This window comes from Kluyvera sp. (assembly GCF_965301105.1).
The window spans coordinates 52,157-70,032 of record NZ_CBDKZX010000012.1 but is presented as its reverse complement, the minus strand read 5'-3'; the positions used below and the strand labels follow the sequence as shown (position 1 = coordinate 70,032).

General features: G+C 57.3%; 17 protein-coding genes. 5 read left to right on the top strand and 12 right to left on the bottom strand.

The genetic code is table 11. The features are described from left to right. Positions 1-173: 173 nt before the first annotated feature. From treB to nrdG, 4 genes are all read left to right on the top strand, one after another. Positions 174-1,595 carry a PTS trehalose transporter subunit IIBC gene (gene treB, locus ACW14G_RS07540; protein WP_163445798.1) on the top strand — a complete coding sequence of 474 codons (1,422 nt, stop codon included), beginning with the start codon at positions 174-176 and terminating at the stop codon, positions 1,593-1,595. A 55-nt stretch (positions 1,596-1,650) separates the two neighbouring features. Then, positions 1,651-3,294 carry an alpha,alpha-phosphotrehalase gene (treC, locus tag ACW14G_RS07535; RefSeq protein ID WP_249022402.1) on the top strand — a complete coding sequence of 548 codons (1,644 nt, stop codon included), beginning with the start codon at positions 1,651-1,653 and terminating at the stop codon, positions 3,292-3,294. Between the two features lie 384 nt (positions 3,295-3,678). Further along, positions 3,679-5,817 (top strand): anaerobic ribonucleoside-triphosphate reductase, encoded by a 2,139-nt coding sequence (gene nrdD, locus ACW14G_RS07530; protein WP_163445800.1) that lies wholly within the window; start codon positions 3,679-3,681, stop codon positions 5,815-5,817. Positions 5,818-5,925: 108 nt separating this feature from the next. After that, positions 5,926-6,390: an anaerobic ribonucleoside-triphosphate reductase-activating protein gene (gene nrdG, locus ACW14G_RS07525; protein WP_163445801.1), complete on the top strand. Its 465-nt coding sequence runs from the start codon at positions 5,926-5,928 to the stop codon at positions 6,388-6,390. Between the two features lie 17 nt (positions 6,391-6,407). Here nrdG and ACW14G_RS07520 read toward each other — a convergent pair whose 3' ends face one another. The 12 genes from ACW14G_RS07520 to pmbA form a co-directional block, all read right to left on the bottom strand. Then, a complete protein-coding gene (locus ACW14G_RS07520) occupies positions 6,408-8,318 on the bottom strand; it encodes a BglG family transcription antiterminator (RefSeq protein WP_249022403.1) in 1,911 nt (636 codons plus the stop codon). Positions 8,319-8,340: 22 nt separating this feature from the next. Further along, on the bottom strand, positions 8,341-9,492 hold the full coding sequence (locus ACW14G_RS07515; protein WP_249022404.1) for a lactonase family protein: 1,152 nt from the start codon (positions 9,490-9,492) through the stop codon (positions 8,341-8,343). Positions 9,493-9,656: 164 nt separating this feature from the next. Beyond that, on the bottom strand, positions 9,657-10,397 hold the full coding sequence (gene dagF, locus ACW14G_RS07510; RefSeq protein ID WP_249022405.1) for a 2-dehydro-3-deoxy-phosphogluconate aldolase: 741 nt from the start codon (positions 10,395-10,397) through the stop codon (positions 9,657-9,659). Next, positions 10,394-11,512, bottom strand: coding sequence for a DgaE family pyridoxal phosphate-dependent ammonia lyase (locus ACW14G_RS07505; protein WP_223803429.1), 1,119 nt, complete (start codon positions 11,510-11,512; stop codon positions 10,394-10,396). Before ACW14G_RS07505 ends, dagF begins: the two co-directional genes overlap by 4 nt. Next, the gene (locus ACW14G_RS07500) at positions 11,496-12,629 is read right to left on the bottom strand and encodes an amidohydrolase/deacetylase family metallohydrolase (protein ID WP_249022406.1); all 1,134 of its coding nucleotides are present in this window, start codon (positions 12,627-12,629) and stop codon (positions 11,496-11,498) included. Before ACW14G_RS07500 ends, ACW14G_RS07505 begins: the two co-directional genes overlap by 17 nt. Before the next feature lie 41 nt (positions 12,630-12,670). Further along, positions 12,671-13,315 carry a DUF4310 family protein gene (locus tag ACW14G_RS07495; protein WP_065358444.1) on the bottom strand — a complete coding sequence of 215 codons (645 nt, stop codon included), beginning with the start codon at positions 13,313-13,315 and terminating at the stop codon, positions 12,671-12,673. Between the two features lie 12 nt (positions 13,316-13,327). Then, positions 13,328-14,104, bottom strand: a complete 777-nt coding sequence (locus ACW14G_RS07490; protein ID WP_167577026.1) for a DUF4311 domain-containing protein — start codon at positions 14,102-14,104, stop codon at positions 13,328-13,330. Positions 14,105-14,125: 21 nt separating this feature from the next. After that, complete coding sequence (locus ACW14G_RS07485) at positions 14,126-14,425, bottom strand: DUF4312 family protein (RefSeq protein WP_065358446.1); 300 nt, start codon at positions 14,423-14,425, stop codon at positions 14,126-14,128. A gap of 2 nt (positions 14,426-14,427) precedes the next feature. Beyond that, complete coding sequence (locus tag ACW14G_RS07480) at positions 14,428-14,790, bottom strand: SFCGS family glycine-rich protein (protein WP_004206501.1); 363 nt, start codon at positions 14,788-14,790, stop codon at positions 14,428-14,430. A 10-nt stretch (positions 14,791-14,800) separates the two neighbouring features. Continuing rightward, positions 14,801-15,139: a glycine dehydrogenase gene (locus tag ACW14G_RS07475; protein ID WP_077248635.1), complete on the bottom strand. Its 339-nt coding sequence runs from the start codon at positions 15,137-15,139 to the stop codon at positions 14,801-14,803. Between the two features lie 289 nt (positions 15,140-15,428). Beyond that, complete coding sequence (gene cybC / locus ACW14G_RS07470) at positions 15,429-15,815, bottom strand: cytochrome b562 (protein ID WP_223803431.1); 387 nt, start codon at positions 15,813-15,815, stop codon at positions 15,429-15,431. A gap of 60 nt (positions 15,816-15,875) precedes the next feature. Continuing rightward, positions 15,876-17,216, bottom strand: coding sequence for a metalloprotease PmbA (pmbA, locus tag ACW14G_RS07465; protein WP_419057308.1), 1,341 nt, complete (start codon positions 17,214-17,216; stop codon positions 15,876-15,878). Positions 17,217-17,322: 106 nt separating this feature from the next. On the opposite strand from pmbA, the gene yjgA reads away from it, so the two are divergent. After that, positions 17,323-17,874, top strand: coding sequence for a ribosome biogenesis factor YjgA (gene yjgA, locus ACW14G_RS07460; protein ID WP_064546960.1), 552 nt, complete (start codon positions 17,323-17,325; stop codon positions 17,872-17,874). Positions 17,875-17,876: the final 2 nt, after the last annotated feature.

Genomic DNA, 17,876 nt, shown 5'->3' with positions numbered 1-17,876 from the left:
GATCTTTGCTGCGTTTCGGGAACGTTCCCATTTTCCCAAATGCGTAAACCCGCTACGCTTATATTCAGCGTATTACTCACTGTTCATATCCTGAGTCCGTCAGGTTACCCATACCAGGGCAGTCTGAATTGGCGGTTATCGGGGAGATCTTATCTCTGTTTGAAGGCCCTATCATGAGCAAAAAAATAGAACAAAAGAACATCGATAAACTTATCGAGCTGGTTGGCGGACGCGAAAACATCGCCACCGTCAGCCATTGCATCACGCGCCTGCGTTTTGTGCTGAACGATCCGGCCAAAGCCAATCCGAAAGCCATCGAAGAACTGCCGATGGTGAAGGGCTGCTTTACCAACGCCGGGCAGTTCCAGGTGGTGATCGGCACCGAAGTGGGCGACTACTATCAGGCGCTGCTCGCCACCACCGGCCAGACCGGCGTGGACAAAGAGCAAGCCAAACAGGCGGCGCGCCAGAACATGAAATGGCACGAGCAGATGATCTCCCACTTCGCCGAGATCTTCTTCCCGCTGCTGCCGGCGCTGATCAGCGGGGGTTTGATCTTAGGCTTCCGTAACGTGATCGGCGATCTGCCGATGAGCAACGGCCAGACGCTGGCGCAGATGCACCCGTCGCTGCAAACCATCTATGACTTCCTGTGGCTGATTGGCGAAGCTATCTTCTTCTACCTGCCAGTCGGTATCTGCTGGTCGGCGGTGAAGAAAATGGGCGGTACGCCGATTCTCGGCATCGTGCTCGGCGTGACGCTGGTTTCCCCACAACTGATGAACGCCTATCTGCTGGGTCAGCAGGTGCCGGAAGTGTGGAACTTCGGCCTGTTTACCATCGCTAAAGTCGGCTACCAGGCGCAGGTTATCCCGGCGCTGCTGGCAGGTCTGACCCTCGGCTTTATTGAGACGCGCCTTAAGCGCATCGTGCCGGACTACCTGTACCTCGTTATCGTACCGGTGTGCTCGCTGATTCTGGCGGTATTCCTTGCTCACGCGATTATCGGGCCATTCGGTCGCCTGATTGGCGATGGCGTTGCTTTCGCCGTGCGTCACCTGTTGACCGGCAGCTTCGCGCCGATTGGCGCCGCGCTGTTCGGCTTCCTGTATGCGCCGCTGGTGATTACCGGCGTGCACCAGACCACGCTGGCCATTGATATGCAGATGATTCAGAGCATGGGCGGCACCCCGGTGTGGCCAATGATTGCCCTGTCGAACATCGCGCAGGCGTCTGCCGTCGTCGGCATTATCATCTGCAGCCGTAAGGCCAAAGAGCGTGAAATCTCCGTTCCGGCGGCTATCTCTGCCTACCTCGGCGTCACCGAACCGGCCATGTACGGGATCAACCTGAAGTACCGCTTCCCGATGCTCTGCGCGATGATTGGTTCCGGTATCGCGGGCCTGCTGTGCGGCCTGTACGGCGTGCTGGCGAACGGTATCGGCGTCGGCGGCCTGCCGGGCATCCTGTCAATCAAACCGACCTTCTGGGGCGTTTATAGCATCGCGATGATCATCGCCGTGGTCGTGCCGATTATTCTGACCATGATGGTATACAAGCGCAAAGAGAGTCAGGGCACGCTGCCCGTCATGTAAACACATCTTCTTCGGGGCGCATTTGCGCCCCTGATTCTTATTCGAGGACAACCCAATGAATAAACTACCTCACTGGTGGCAAAACGGCGTGATTTACCAGATCTACCCGAAAAGCTTCCAGGACACGACCGGCAGCGGAACGGGAGATCTGCGCGGCGTGACCTCACGGCTCGACTATCTGCAAAAGCTCGGCGTTGATGCCCTCTGGATAACACCGTTCTACGTCTCTCCGCAGGTGGATAACGGTTACGATATTGCTGACTACACCGAGATCGACCCCTCTTACGGCACGCTCGACGATTTTGATAAGCTGGTTGCCGAAGCACATCAGCGCGGCATTCGTATCGTGCTGGACATGGTGCTCAACCACACCTCCACCCACCATGCGTGGTTTAAAGAATCGCTGAATAAAGAGAGCCCGTACCGCCAGTTCTATATCTGGCGCGACGGTACCCCGGACACCCCGCCGAATAACTGGCGTTCGAAATTTGGCGGCAACGCCTGGCAGTGGGATGCGGCCAGCGGGCAGTACTATCTGCATCTGTTCGCCACCGAGCAGGCGGATCTCAACTGGGAAAACGAGGCGGTACGCGCCGAGCTGAAAAAGGTCTGTGAGTTCTGGGCCGATCGCGGCGTCGATGGCCTACGTCTCGACGTTATCAACCTCATCTCTAAAGACCAGTCCTTCCCGGACGATCATCAGGGCGACGGCCGCCGCTTCTATACCGATGGCCCACGCGCGCATGAGTTTTTACAGGAATTCAGCCGCGATGTCTTTACGCCGCGCAACCTGATGACCGTCGGCGAGATGTCCTCCACCTCCCTCGAAAACTGTCAGCAATATGCCTCTCTCGACGGTAAAGAGCTGTCGATGACCTTTAATTTCCACCACCTGAAGGTGGACTACCCTGGCGGCGAGAAGTGGACGCTGGCGCGTCCGGATTTCGTGGCGCTGAAATCACTGTTTAGTCACTGGCAGCAAGGCATGCACAACCGGGCGTGGAACGCGCTGTTCTGGTGTAACCACGACCAGCCGCGCATCGTCTCCCGCTTTGGTGACGAAGGTGAATATCGCATCACGGCGGCGAAGATGCTGGCGATGGTGCTGCATGGCATGCAGGGGACGCCGTACATCTATCAGGGCGAAGAGATTGGCATGACCAACCCGCACTTCACGACGATAGAGCAGTACCGCGACGTTGAAAGCCACAACATGTATAACGAGCTGCTGGCGCAGGGGCGCGATGCCGACGAACTGCTGGCGATTCTGGCCAGCAAATCCCGCGACAACAGCCGTACGCCGATGCAGTGGGATGCCAGCCCTAACGCCGGATTTACCACTGGCGAACCGTGGATTGGCGTCAGCCATAACTTTGCCGACATCAACGTTGAAGGTGCGCTGGCCGATCCTGATTCCGTGTTTTACGCCTACCAGCAGTTGATTGCACTGCGTAAATCCGAACCGGTGCTGACCTGGGGCGACTACCAGGATCTGCTGCCGGAGCATCCGTCGCTGTGGTGTTACCGCCGTCAGTGGCAGGGGCAGACGCTGCTGGTCGCCGCGAACCTCAGCGGCGAGCCGCAGGACTGGGAGCCACCGGCGGGCTCCACCGATGGCGAAGTGCTGATGAGCAACTACGCCACCCCAGCAGGCATGACGCTGCGACCGTTTGAAGCCATCTGGTGGCTACAGCGTTAAACCTCAGGCCCGGTAGCGCCCCGCTGCCGGGCTTCTTCGCATCCCGCTGTTTTTCGGTCCTTTTTTGGACACTTCTTGAGCATAAAAATTTACATTACCCTCAACGCCTGTCATCTGTACTCTTGCATTTTTACTTTGTTCTGAATCAATAAAAGCGCAAACATCTTTGATGCAAATCACTACATATAGAACTTAAAATGCGTCCCGGCCCTACATATGGTATTTATCGTCTATCATTGCACAATGAGAATCACGAAAAAGATAGCCGGTATGTGGATAACCTGGGCCGCACGCGGGGGAAAGTATTGGTTAATGGAGTAAATACGCCAATCGCTGTTTTCCCACCTCTGTGGATAACCTGTTCTTATAAATATTGGAGTGATCATGACACCGCATGTGATGAAACGAGATGGCTGTAAAGTGCCGTTCAAATCAGAGCGCATCAAAGAAGCAATTCTGCGTGCAGCTAAAGCAGCGGGAGTCGATGACGCAGACTATTGCGCCACCGTCGCAGCAATCGTTAGCCAACAAATGCAGGACCAGTCGCAGGTTGATATCAACGAAATCCAGACCGCCGTTGAAAACCAGCTGATGTCCGGGCCGTACAAACAGCTCGCTCGCGCCTACATCGAATATCGCCATGACCGCGACAGCCAGCGCGAGAAGCGCGGCCGCCTGAACCAGGAAATTCGCGGTCTGGTTGAGCAGACCAACTCGGCGCTGCTTAACGAAAACGCCAACAAAGACAGCAAAGTGATCCCGACCCAGCGCGACCTGCTGGCCGGTATCGTCGCCAAACACTACGCTCGCCAGCACCTGCTGCCGCACGACGTGGTCATGGCGCACGAGCGCGGCGTGATTCACTACCACGACCTCGACTACTCGCCGTTCTTCCCGATGTTCAACTGTATGCTGATCGATCTGAAAGGCATGCTGACCCAGGGCTTCAAAATGGGTAACGCGGAAATTGAGCCGCCGAAATCCATCTCGACCGCCACGGCGGTAACGGCGCAGATTATCGCGCAGGTCGCCAGCCACATTTATGGCGGTACCACCATCAACCGCATTGATGAAGTGCTGGCGCCGTTCGTCACTGAAAGCTTCAACAAGCACCGTAAAATCGCCAACGAATGGCAGATTCCGAACGCGGAAGAATACGCTCGTTCCCGCACGGAGAAAGAGTGCTACGACGCCTTCCAGTCGCTGGAGTATGAAGTCAACACGCTGCATACCGCCAACGGCCAGACCCCGTTCGTCACCTTTGGTTTCGGCCTCGGCACCAGCTGGGAATCGCGTCTGATTCAGCAGTCCATTCTGCGTAATCGTATCGCGGGCCTCGGCAAAAACCGCAAAACCGCGGTGTTCCCGAAGCTGGTGTTCGCCATTCGCGACGGCCTGAACCACAAGCCGGGCGATGCCAACTACGACATCAAACAGCTGGCACTGGAGTGCGCCAGCAAGCGCATGTATCCGGACATCCTCAACTACGATCAGGTGGTGAAAGTCACCGGTTCGTTTAAAACTCCGATGGGCTGCCGCAGCTTCCTCGGCGTGTGGGAGAATGAAAACGGCGAGCAGGTGCATGATGGGCGTAACAACCTCGGCGTGATCAGCCTTAACCTACCGCGTATTGCGCTGGAAGCGAAAGGTGATGAAGCCGCGTTCTGGTCACTGCTGGACGAACGTCTGGTGCTGGCGCGTAAAGCGCTGATGACCCGTATTGCTCGCCTGGAAGGGGTGAAAGCCCGTGTCGCGCCAATCCTCTACATGGAAGGGGCCTGCGGCGTGCGTCTGAAAGCCGACGACGACGTTTCAGAAATCTTCAAAAACGGTCGTGCCTCTATCTCTCTGGGCTACATCGGTATCCACGAGACCATCAACGCGCTGTTCGGCAATCAGCATATGTACGACAACGAAATGCTGCGTGAAAAAGGCGTGGCGATCGTTCAGCGTCTGCGCGATGCCGTTGACCAGTGGAAAGAGGAAACCGGCTACGGTTTCAGCCTGTACAGCACGCCAAGCGAAAACCTGTGCGACCGCTTCTGCCGTCTCGACACCGCCGAATTTGGCGTGGTGGAAGGCGTTACCGACAAAGGCTACTACACCAACAGCTTCCACCTCGACGTGGAGAAGAAAGTTAACCCGTACGACAAAATCGACTTTGAAGCACCGTACCCGCCGCTGGCGAACGGCGGCTTCATTTGCTATGGCGAATATCCGAACATTCAGCACAACCTGAAAGCGCTGGAAGACGTGTGGGACTACAGCTACCAGCACGTGCCGTACTACGGCACCAACACGCCGATCGACGAATGCTACGAGTGCGGCTTTACCGGTGAGTTCGAGTGCACCAGCAAAGGCTTCACCTGCCCGAAATGCGGTAACCATGACGCGGCTCGCGTGTCGGTCACCCGCCGCGTGTGCGGCTACCTCGGCAGCCCGGATGCTCGTCCGTTCAACGCCGGTAAACAGGAAGAAGTGAAGCGCCGCGTTAAGCACCTGGGTAACGGGCAGCTCGGTTAAGGCCGGGCGGTTTATCCCCTCACCCTAGCCCTCTCCCCTCAGGGGAGAGGGAACCGTTTTACCGCTCGCTGTACGACCGTATACCGGCCAAAAATCTGGAACGCGAAAATGAACTTCCATCAATACTATCCGGTTGATATCGTCAACGGCCCCGGCACGCGCTGCACCCTGTTTGTTGCCGGCTGCGTTCACGAATGTCCTGGCTGCTATAACAAGAGCACCTGGCGCGTGAACTCTGGCCAGCCGTTCACCGCCGAGATGGCCGACCGCATCATCGCCGACCTTAACGACACCCGCGTCAAGCGCCAGGGAATTTCGCTCTCCGGCGGCGACCCGTTGCATCCGCAAAATGTGCCGGAGATCCTCAAGCTGGTGAAGCGCATCCACGCTGAATGCCCAGGCAAAGATATCTGGGTGTGGACCGGTTACAAGATTGACGAACTGAATGCCGCGCAGATGGAGGTTGTCGACCTGATCAACGTGCTGGTTGACGGAAAGTTTGTGCAGGATTTAAAAGACCCGGCGCTGATCTGGCGCGGCAGCAGCAATCAGGTGGTTCACCACCTGCGCTAATCGCTTTCGTCAGCCGTTTAAAACCGGCTGACGCACTCCATCGCCACCGCCTTAAACTCATCAAAGCTGCGGGTCGCTGCCAGGCGCGCCATCGCTCGCTCGCGCAGGAAAGTGACAAAAATATCGTAGATAGCCATCGCCTCTTCATACTCACTTTTACTGATCGCCAGCAGGAAGATGATGTGTGCGGTTTCGTCGCCCCAGGCGATACCGTGGGGAGCAATAACGGTATATACCACGGTCTTCTGCGCCAGCAGCCCTAAGGCGTGCGGCAGCGCAATGCCGTCGCCGAGCATGGTGCTGACAATGGCTTCACGCTCCACCACCGACGCGTGGAATGCGGCATCAACAAAACCTTCCTGCTGCAACTGCTGGCATAGCTCGGCAAACAGGGTTTGCTGATCCATCGGCGCGTCTATCACGCGGAAATGCGCTTCATCGAAGTATTTGTTGAGCATAAATGGGCGGGTACGGTCCACCAGCACCAGCTTACCGATTTGGTCCAGCTGATAGTCGGTGGGGAACGGGGCAATCGTGATAACGGGTTTATCTTTTTCGCTAATACGTACCGTCGAGATGACGAAATCTTCCGCCACCGTCGCCCGCTGTTCGTACTCGCGCTGGGAGAGCGTGGCGCCAATTTCTACCTGCGGATATTTACGCTGCAAAATAGCTTCAATCATCCGCACCATCGCGTTACCCGCATCGCAGACCAGCAGCACCTGCGGCTGACGTTGATAGCCAATGTTGTAGTGGCGCTCCAGCCCGACGCCAATATGCAGCACCAGAAAACCAATCTCGTTTTCACTGATGGCGTACGGCGTATATTTTCCCCAACTGGAGACGGCCGCCAGCGTCATGTCCCAGGCCATGGGATAGTGCTGCTTGATGTTATCGAGCAACGGGTTGGGGATCATTATCTGGTAACGCACCCGGGTAATCATGGTTTTGATATGGGTCAGCAGGTCGGCATGCAGCTGGGCGTCGTCCAGTAGATTGTAGTTATATTGCTGATTGATATAGCTCAGGATGTAGTTCACCAGCGCCTCGTCATCGTCGGCGCTAATGGTTTCCGGGTCGACGTCCTGCACCTGGCGGGCAGCAAGGTGCACGCACAGCCACTCCTCTTCTGCCGGCGAAAAACCTTTCCCTGCCAGTTGTTGCAGAGTATTGGCGAAATCATGGGCGACATCGCGCACGTTTTGCGCCACATCTTCCGCGCTGAAATCCGCCAACGGATACCCGTCGCGTACGCGGCGTACCGCCACCGCACCATACAGACAAATAAAGCGTTCGCCCGCATCGGTCAGACGCACATGGTGACGGGTTAACGTCTCCTGCAGTGTGCCTTCCAGCAGGGTTGGCACACTGGCATCAAACGCCTCTTCACGAATCAGCGGGTTCAGCGGACCCTGCTGGCTTAGCTCCCACAGAAGATCGGTCAGGCAAGCGCGAATAGAGACTTCGCTGCCGAACAGCTTCATGCCGTGACGCGGACGCGTCTCCAGCGTCAGCTGATAGCGCTGAAAATGCTCGCGTACGTCGACCATATCGCTCTGCAACGTGGCGCGGCTGACAAACCACGAGTCAGCCAGATCCTCCAGCTTGATGGAGAACGCCGACGTTAAAAAGCGCACCAGCAAAAAGTGCACGCGATCCTGAGCGGTACGCGGGATATGCTGCGTTTTCGGCGCACTCTCTTCCAGCGTTTGATAGCGCGTGGGATCGTCGATTTTTAGCTGATAGCCGCTGCCCCGCGTCAGCACAAACTGCGCGCCGTAATGCATCAAAAGCGCATTGAGCGCAGTGATATCGGCGCGTACGGTACGGGTTGAGACCGACAGCCGCTGCGCCAGCTCATCCTGGGGCAGCGTTTCGTTTTGCAGCAGGGTAAAGAGTTGCGCTAAACGTTGGTTGGGAAATCGCATGTCGGTTCCTTCATGTTACGGCTTAAGGTTGCGTGGAAATCACCATCTGAGACGGGCTGCCAACCGGCGTATAGTCCGGTGAAAACGTCAGCTTGCCGTCCTTCGGCGCCACGCTAAAGCGAGTAATATTATCGCTACGCTGATTCATGACATATAGCCAATGTCCTTGCTTATCAAGCGTTAGCGTTCGTGGATAGTCGCCACGCGTCCAGATATCTTCCTGGTGCGACAGACTGCCGTCGGCCATCACGGTGAAGTGAGCGATGCTGTTGTGGAGGCGATTGGCGACATACAGCTGCTTGCCGTCCTGGCTTAACACCAGCCCTGCGGCAAAGCTGGTGCCTTTGTACTCTTTTGGCAACGCTGAAACCGTCTTGCCTTCGCGCAGCTGGCCGCTTTGTTTATCGAGGTGATAAAAGGTCAGCGTGGAGGATTCTTCATTAATCAACCATAGTCCATCACCTGCTGGCGTAAAGACAAAATGTCGCGGCCCGGCCCCTGCCGAGGAGGCGGCGATAAACGGCGGATCGTTCGGCGTCAGCTTGCCGCTGGCGCGATCCATACGATACTGGTAGATGCGGTCCAGCCCCAGATCGGTGGAATACACAAACTGACCGCTCGGATCGCTGGCAACCATGTGCGCGTGCGGGCCGTTATGATCGCTGATGGCAAAACTCCCCTCCGCTGCGGCTGCCGGGCGCGCCGCGCCAGCCGGGCCCTGATCCTGATGCACATCTACCGCCTCGCCCAAACTACCGTCCTCTTTCACCGGCAGCACCGCGATCGACCCGCTCACGTAGTTGGCGACCAGAAGATGACGACCATCCGGCGTCAAGGAGAGATAGACCGGCCCCGCGCCGCCGGAGGCCACCTGATTCAGGCTTTTAAGCTCGCCGTTCGCGGCGATACTCCACGCCTGCACCACGCCTTTTTCCACCTCACTGGCGGCATACAGCGTCTTGCCGTCAGGGCTGACGGTAATCTGCGCGACGTTGGGCAGGGAACTCACCAGCGCTTTATCGTGTAGCGCGCCAGTCTTACCATCCAGCGTAAAACGGTATAGACCTTCGCCATTGGGATTGTAGGTGCCGACCCAGGCATACTGGGTTTGGGCGGTAACCGTGGTAGCAAGCAAAGAGAGTGAAGCAACAAGCAGATGACGAGCGGTTGGCATGGTGACTCCTTGATGGTTCGGTGGGTTTTTCCCCTCACCCTAACCCTCTCCCCAAAGGGGCGAGGGGACCGTTCGGTACTTTTACGCACGATAGGCGCCAAAGGCACAGTCGGTTTTCTCCCTCTCCCCTGTGGGGAGAGGGTCGGGGTGAGGGGCTATCGGCACTACTTAACAAGCTGTTTGGTTATCTCCAGCAGCCGACGCACGTCCGCCGGACGCGTATTGCCGCTGTCTTTATCAATGATTGAGCTGTAAATATGCGGGATAATTTTGCTTACCCCCGCATCCAGCGCAATTTTCAGGATCTCGCCGTAGTTTTCCAGATCGATCCCGCCGGTCGGTTCCAGCCAGAAATCATGGCGCGCGCAGGCTTGCGCCACCGCAATAAACTCATCACGGTGCTTCAGGCCGCCCATCGGGAAGTACTTAATCGAGCTGCCGCCCATGTCTTTCAGCAGGGCAATCGCGGTTTCCAGCGGCACAATACCGTCCGGCGCGTTGCTGGACAGCGGGCCGGTGGAGATCTTAACCATGCCGACGGTGCCGGTTGGGGAGACCAGGCCGTTGACCACGGTCTCGTTCTGCCCTAACAGCGCGCGGCTGGTCGCCACGCCGGTAAAGACCTGGTTAACGTGCTGCGGCTGCACCTGGCGGGAGATTTCGCTGACCATCGCCGACTGGTTCGGGTCGCCCGCGCCCAGGCCGACGGAGAGCGCGTTATCAATCCGCTTTGCGTATTCGCGCATATCGGCCACCGCGCTGGCGATGTCCGGATAGTTTTTGGAGAGCACGCCCACCAGCACATGACCTTCCGCCGCTTCATAAATCTCGCTGGCGTTATCTTTGCTACCGGCCAGCACGTTCAGGCAGACACAGTCACGGTAAAAGTTTGGGGTCAGTTTCATGCGTGATTCTCCTTGTTCAGAACTTCTGCAATACGGCGAGCAACAATCGCTAACTGCTGCGCATCCACGCTGCGGACATCGGCTTCGATAATGCCTTCATTGGCCTTATAGCCACGGAAGTAGATGGCGTATTCGCCCTGCTTCAGCGCCTGCACCAGCTCACCGGTATTCACGCCGGTCGCCGCTTCATCAAATTTAATTTCCGCACGGGCGATATCGCGGCCCGCGCTATCCCACACCACACGCGCGGTGACGCCGTTGAGCGTATTGAGCTGGTTAATGAACGGTGTCATTTTCTCCACCATCTCTTCACCGCTCTCTTTGGTCGCCGTCAGATAGTGCTCAATGGCGCAGGTCAGGCCCAGAATGCCTTCTTTACCGACCTTCATGGCACGTCCAATGCCCATCGACTGGCGTTTCACCCACTCGACGTATTGGGTTTTACCAATCACCAGACCGCTGGTTGGCCCTTCGATCGCCTTCGCGCCGCTGTAGATAACCAGATCCGCCCCCGCACGATAGTAGGCATGCAGATCCTCTTCCGCCGCCGCATCAACGATCAGCGGCAGGTTATGGCTACGCGCCACGCTGGCGGCCTGCGCCACGTTAAGCATGCTTTTCTGCACGCAGTGGTGAGACTTGATATACAGAATGGCCGCCGTACGCGGGGTAATCGCCGCCGCCAGTTGGTCGGCAGAACATTCGTTGGCATAACCCGCTTCCACCAGCTTGCCGCCGCCCAGCGCCACCATGGTGCCGACCGGCGCGCCGAAGTTGACGTTGTGGCCTTTCGGCAGCACGATTTCGTTGTTCTCAATCGGGGTGACATGCAGATTTTCCAGCAGCCAGTCGCTGTCTTTCACCAGCACCGCCGCCACGGATTGCGCAATACCGGCGGACGCGCAGGACACCACGGTCGCCCCTTCAACATCCAGCAGCTTCGCAATATAGGCACCGGTTTTATTCACCAGATCTTTCATCTCAAAGTACTGGTTCATGCCCGCCATCGCAGCTTCCACCACTTCCGGGCGCGGCGTAGAGACGCCGAGTGCGGTCATGCGGCCGGAGGTGTTAATCACTTGCTTTAAATCGTATTTTTCAAAAATTGAAGGCATTTTCCGCGCTCCCTTGTTCGGTCAAATAGCCCTTGCCCGCGCGAATCGCAGCAAGCGGCAGCAGAATCTTGTCAGCCTGAAGGCTCTCTTTTTCGGCATCCACCAGCACCGTTGGCGTCTGCGCGAGGGTAAACAGCGTGATATCCGCGTCGTAACCGACTGCCAGTCGTCCTTTGTGCGTCAGGCGTAAACCCTCAGCGGCATGACAGGTTACGCAATCAATCACCTGCGGCAGCGACATACCGATGGCGAGAAATTTCGACATCACCAGCGCCAGCGAGCGTACCGGGCCGTCGATACGGTTGCGGCAGTAGATATCAGAACTGATGGTGTGCGGCAGAATACCCATCGCAATCGCCCGGCGCGCCACCTCAAAGCTGAAGCTGGCGGTGCCGTGACCGACATCGAGCCGTACACCGCGCTTCAGCGCACGCACGATAGAGCCCCGCAACTCCCCTTGCGGGGTGAGAATGCGGTTCGGTTTGCCGTTGTAGCAGTGGGTGATGATGTCGCCAGCGCTCAGCAGTTCGGCGATTTCATCGAGGTTCGGCGGGTTGTTGCCAATGTGCACCATCAGCGGCAGGTCGCCGTTTTCTTGCTGGATGGCTTTAGCGCGCTCCAGCGGCGTAATGCCGTTTTCGCCGACCACGCTGCTGCTCATGCGCGCTTTCAGGCCGACGATAAAGTCCGGGTGGCGCGCCACCGCCTGCTTCACCGCTTCCGCATCGATATTGGCCATATTGGCCAGTTCGTTTTGGGCAATCAGCCCCACGCGGGAGATGTTGAGCAGCGCATACACGTCGGTCGCAGCTTTGCGGGTCAACTGGTAGAAATCGTCCACGTCATCCGCGCCGGTGCTGCCCGCGTCAATCACGGTGGTGACGCCGGTAGCGATACCGACACTGTCCGGTTCGTCGTGATAAATCGGTGAGTTCGGGTAGCAGTGGACGTGGGAGTCAATCCAGCCGGCGCTGGCGTAGTATTTCCCGTCCAGCGCAATGGTTTTATGGGCAGGCGCGCTAATCTCGCCCAGCGCCGCGATTGAACCGTCCTTGATGGCGATATCAGTCAGGGTATCGTCGACGAGGCGCGCACGGCGCAGGAGTAAATCAAACATATCTCTCTCCTGTTAAGGCGGGCGCCGCGCGCCCGCAGGGTTTAGCTAATCGCTACCGGGAAGATGGAACCGAGGATCATCGCCCCCAGGATCGCGCCGCCGGTGATCGGCTTCTGCCAGATGTAAAACAGCAGTGCGCCAACCAGAGAACCGATGCCGATGGGAATCGAGGCGGTCATCGCGCTGAGGATAATCAACGGGCCAAGGAAGCGGCCGGAGGCGTTACCCGCGCCCATCATCACGTCGGCCCCGTAGGTGGAATCGCTCTGGTTGATGGTAAATTTACGCGCCAGAATGATGATGTAGCCAATCGCCAGACCAATCACCAGCCCGGTAATCAGGGAGGCGATAAAGTTGGTCACCGGGAACATGATGCCCGCGCCGAGCAGCAGCGCCGGAACGCCGAGGCCCACGCCGGTCTGAATCGCCCCGCCAATGTCCAGAATCCCCACCAGCGAACCTTCAATGATTCGGGCAAACAGGAAGCTCGCGCCGAACGCGGCCACCGCGCCGTAAGCCCCGGTATCAATCCCGGCTTTCAGCATCGCCACGAAGGCTACTTCGTTGAAGGCGCCGATGCCGTAGAGGTAGTACATATGCGTCCCGGCAAACACGCCGGAGGAGAGCAGGCCAACGAAGATCGGGAACGACCAGTCGGCATACCAAAAACCTTTATTTTGTTCCATGTCAGGCTCCCGTTATTTGCCGCTGATTGAGCTGTGGATCAGATCCAGCCAGTTCGGTACGGTCAGGTGGAAGGATTCAATCATCTTCATGTCGAAACCGCGGAAGAAGGCACTCAGAACGAACAGCGCAACGATGGCGCCCATCATCACTTTGGTGACGCGATGCCAGCCGCTCTCTTCAACGCCCTTACCAATCAGAATGCCCAGTACCAGACCCGGTACGGCGTTACCCATAATCAGCTGCGCCGCGCCGCCGAAGATGGTGGCCCAGAAGCCTGATTTCTTACCGGCATCAATCGCTGCCAGCCAGAAGATAACTGGCATCACGGTGTTGACCAGCAGGTTGGCCGCCGGAACCAGCACCTTCACGGCGGTGACCTGCAACGCCTGCGGAACGGAAGAGGCCGTCAGGTTAAGGAAGGCCACGACAATCATGCCGATGATGCCGCAGGCAATCGCCATTTTGCGTGGGTCATGCAGCGTCTCACCGACGTTGCGGTTTTTGAGCATCAACGCCGCCGCGCCCCAGTTCGGGATAATGCGGTGGTCAACGTCCTGGGTGAAGGAGCCTGCTGCAACGGAAGAAGCCCAGGCGTTAAAGAAGAAACCGAGGCCAAACGAGAAGTGGGAAGCCGGATCGCCTTCACAGGAGTTCAGCTCGCCCAAGGTACGAAACGCCCCCATCCCCTGCGTGGTGGGCGCGTGAAACATGCGTGCCGCTCCGGCGCCCACGCCGACGCCAACCAGGCCGCCGATAATGAGCGATTTTATTAAAATTATCAGGAACATAGTCTGACCCTTTGGTGAAAATCAGGTGTGCGTGACGAAATCCACTTTATCGATATCAATGGCGGTCACGTTGACGGTAACGTCCAGCTCCACGCTGTACGCTCGTCGTTCACGGCGTAAAAAGAAGAATAAGAACGCCTCTTTTCGTACCGCTTCGCGCGCATGAACAACCTGCACATCCTGTGGCTCAATACGCAGTAAGATATGCGATGATGTTTTCATCACCGCAGCCTGCACGTGGTTCAGGGCATCGGCGAACGCCCGTGTTTTGCTCTCGCCTTTGCCCGTGACCCTCACCGTGGTGGTGAATTGCTCTTTCATACTCAAGCGCCGTACTTCTTCTTCCAGGCCTCGACCAGGCGTTCGCCCAGCTCTTCTTTGTCCATAAAGCCGAAGCCCAGCACGTTGCAGCCTTCGTTGATGGCAGTCACGCCCTCTTCCACCGAACGCATGCCGTATTTCGCCTTGTAGCCATATTTGGTCTGCGCGGTGATAGCCCCCGCACCACCGCTGCCGCAGAAGGAGATACCGAAGGTCGCGTTCTCGGCCTTCATCATGTCGCCCAGCTTCATATCGGCGGCCACGCCCGGTACCACCACTGCACGAGCACCGGCTTTTTCCGCGCCAGCGGCAACTTTTTGTCCTTTACCCAGGCGGTCGCCAATTACTACGGTGATCTGTTCCATTTGTTGCTCCTTACAGGTTGTCTTTTGCTACTTCGAAGTGAACGGACAGCAGCCAGGCCTCTTCATCAGGCAGGTTGCCAAACGCCGCGACCACTTCGCGGGCAAGCATCATTGAATCGTCAGAAATCTCTTCAAACAGGCTGGCATCCACTTCCGGCAGCGGCTCGCCGCTGATTGACCGGTGGGCCATGGCCCGCACGTGGGAGGTCAGCATTTGCTCCTGCACGTCGTTAGGGGTGATATCGCGGCGGCGTAACAGTGCGAACACCTGCTGCAACATTTTGTCGGCCAGCCGTTCGGTCTGTAGCGCCTGCTCCCCTGCGTCGTGTATTACCGCTCCGTTATTCACTCGTGTTACCCCGCTAATGTCTCTGGGGATAAACCTAACGCTGGGGGATGGGAGTTTGTAGCGAGTTGTTTTCCACTTCGAAGTGGAAAGGTAGACGGCCTGAGTGATCGGATTCACACATTCGCCACGAAAATAACGATTTCGATATATTCGCGTGATGAATGTCACGTCTGAGGGACAAGGTCATTGGAAAGACGAATGGCAAAATGAAGGTGAAAAGTGTGATATCGATGAAGTTTTACAGGGGAGAAAGACGGAAGGCATCGGGCGACACCTTCCGGAAAAGGCGTTAGCGGAACTTCTTGTGGTTCTCGTTGCGGGTGGTTTTGAACTCTTCCGCAGCGGCCTGGGCCTCTTTCACTTTGCCCTCGTTCGCCAGCTTCAGCGCACCGTCAATCTGACCAATCAGCGTATCCATGCCATGACGATAGTCTTTCATTTCCGCGCTGTCAGCCGCTTTGCCTTCCAGCTTCGGCGGGGTCTCTTTTTTGGCGTCTTCTGCCGCGGTGCGCATCTTCGTCAGCGCCGCTTTCAGCTCACCCGCGTCGGAGGTTTTCTGCACCACCTGCAGATTTTCCGCCAGGGTGTCCATATCTTCACCCAGGTCGGCGAACGCTGAAGCCGAACCCAGTGCCAGCGCGGAGACCGCCAGCATCGCTACCAGTTTTTTACGCATTGCTCACTTCCTTTTTATTATTTAAGCGAACGGGCGCAGCAGGATGCGCCCAACACGTGATTACTGCCCGGCGATTTTCATCTCCGGCAACAGTACGGAACCACATTGGATATTACTCCGTGTCTCAATATCGTCGGCGATGGTGACAATATTGCGCCACATATCTTTCAGGTTGCCCGCGATGGTGATTTCGCTCACCGGATACTGAATTTCACCGTTCTCCACCCAGAAACCTGAGGCACCGCGCGAGTAGTCGCCGGTGATGCCGCTAACACCCTGCCCCATCAGTTCGGTGACGACAAGACCCGTACCCATCTCTTTAAGCAACTTTTCAAAACTCAGGCCGCGGCCCTTGATGCGCCAGTTGTGGATGCCGCCCGCGTGACCGGTGCTCTTGAGGCCCAGCTTGCGCGCGGAGTAGTTGGTCAGCAGCCACTGGGTCAGGATACCGTCTTTAATAATGTCGCGACGTTCGGTACGCACGCCTTCGCTGTCGAACGGCGTCGAAGCCAGCCCTTTCAGCAGATGCGGATGCTCTTCAATGGTCAGCCATTCCGGTAGAATTTGCTTACCGAGGGAGTCCAGCAGGAAGGTCGATTTACGGTACACCGAGCCACCGGCAATCGCGCCGACCAGGTGACCGAACAGCCCGGTCGCTACTTCATTGGCGAAAATGACCGGCGCCTGCATGGTGGAGAGTTTGCGCGGTTCCAGGCGCGACAGGGTACGACGCGCGCACTCTTCGCCGACCCATTCCGGAGACTTCAGGTCGCCCAGCGCGCGGCCAATGGTGTAAGCGTAATCACGCTCCATGTCGCCGTTCGCTTCGGCAATCACGCAGCTGGAAAGGGAATGACGGGTTGAGCTGTAGCTCTGCAACATACCGTGGCTGTTGCCGAACACTTTAATGCCGTAATGGCTGTTGAAGCTGCCGCCTTCGGTGTTGGTGATGCGTTTGTCGGCTTTCAGGGAAGCCTGCTCAGCGCGGGCCGCCAGTTCAATCGCTTCATCCGGTGAGACTTCCGCCGGGTGGAACAGGTCAAGATCCGGCGCGTCAAAGGCCAGCAGTTCTTTGTCCGCCACGCCCGCGCACGGGTCCGGCGAGGTGTAGCGGGCAATATCCAGCGCCGCCTGTACGGTACGGGCGATGGCGTCCGGGCTCAGGTCGGTGGAGGAGGCGCTGCCTTTACGATTCTGGTGATAAACGGTGATGCCCAGCGCGCCATCGCTGTTGAATTCGACGTTTTCAACTTCACCGTAGCGCGTGCTGACGCTGATACCGGTGGTCTTACTGACCGCGACTTCCGCGCCGTCCGATTGAGCGGCTGCCAGCTCGAGTGCCGTGGAGACCGCTTTTTCCAGCGCAATACGTTGTTCCGCAACTTGTGTGATCACTTTCATCGTCTAAGCCATAATCTGAGGTAAAGTTAAATGAAGTCTAACAGAGAACCCTTTCTCAGTATGCGCTCAAGCTGTTAGTATTAGCCTCTTTTTTAAGGAGCCTGAAATGACAAAGCAGCCCGAAGACTGGCTCGACGAAGTCCCCGGTGATGATATCGAGGACGAAGATGATGAAATTATCTGGGTCAGCAAGAGTGAAATTAAACGTGATGCCGAAGAGCTGAAAAAGCTTGGGGTAGAACTGGTTGAGCTTGGTAAGAACGCGCTGGATAAAATTCCGCTGGACGCCGACCTGCGCGCCGCCATTGAACTGGCGCAGCGCATTAAGATGGAAGGCCGCCGCCGCCAGCTGCAGCTGATTGGTAAAATGCTGCGTCAGCGTGACGTTGAACCTTACCGTCAGGCGCTGGATAAGCTGAAAAACCGTCACAACCAGCAGGTGGTTGTGTTCCACAAGCTGGAGCAACTGCGCGATCGTATGGTCGACGGTAGCGATGAAGCCATCGAAGAAGTGATGAACCTGTGGCCTGCCGCCGATCGCCAACAGCTGCGTTCGCTGGTGCGTAACGCCAGGAAAGAAAAAGCCGGCAACAAGCCGCCGAAATCTTCCCGCCAGATCTTCCAGTATCTGCGCGAGCTGTCTGAAAACCAGGAATAAGC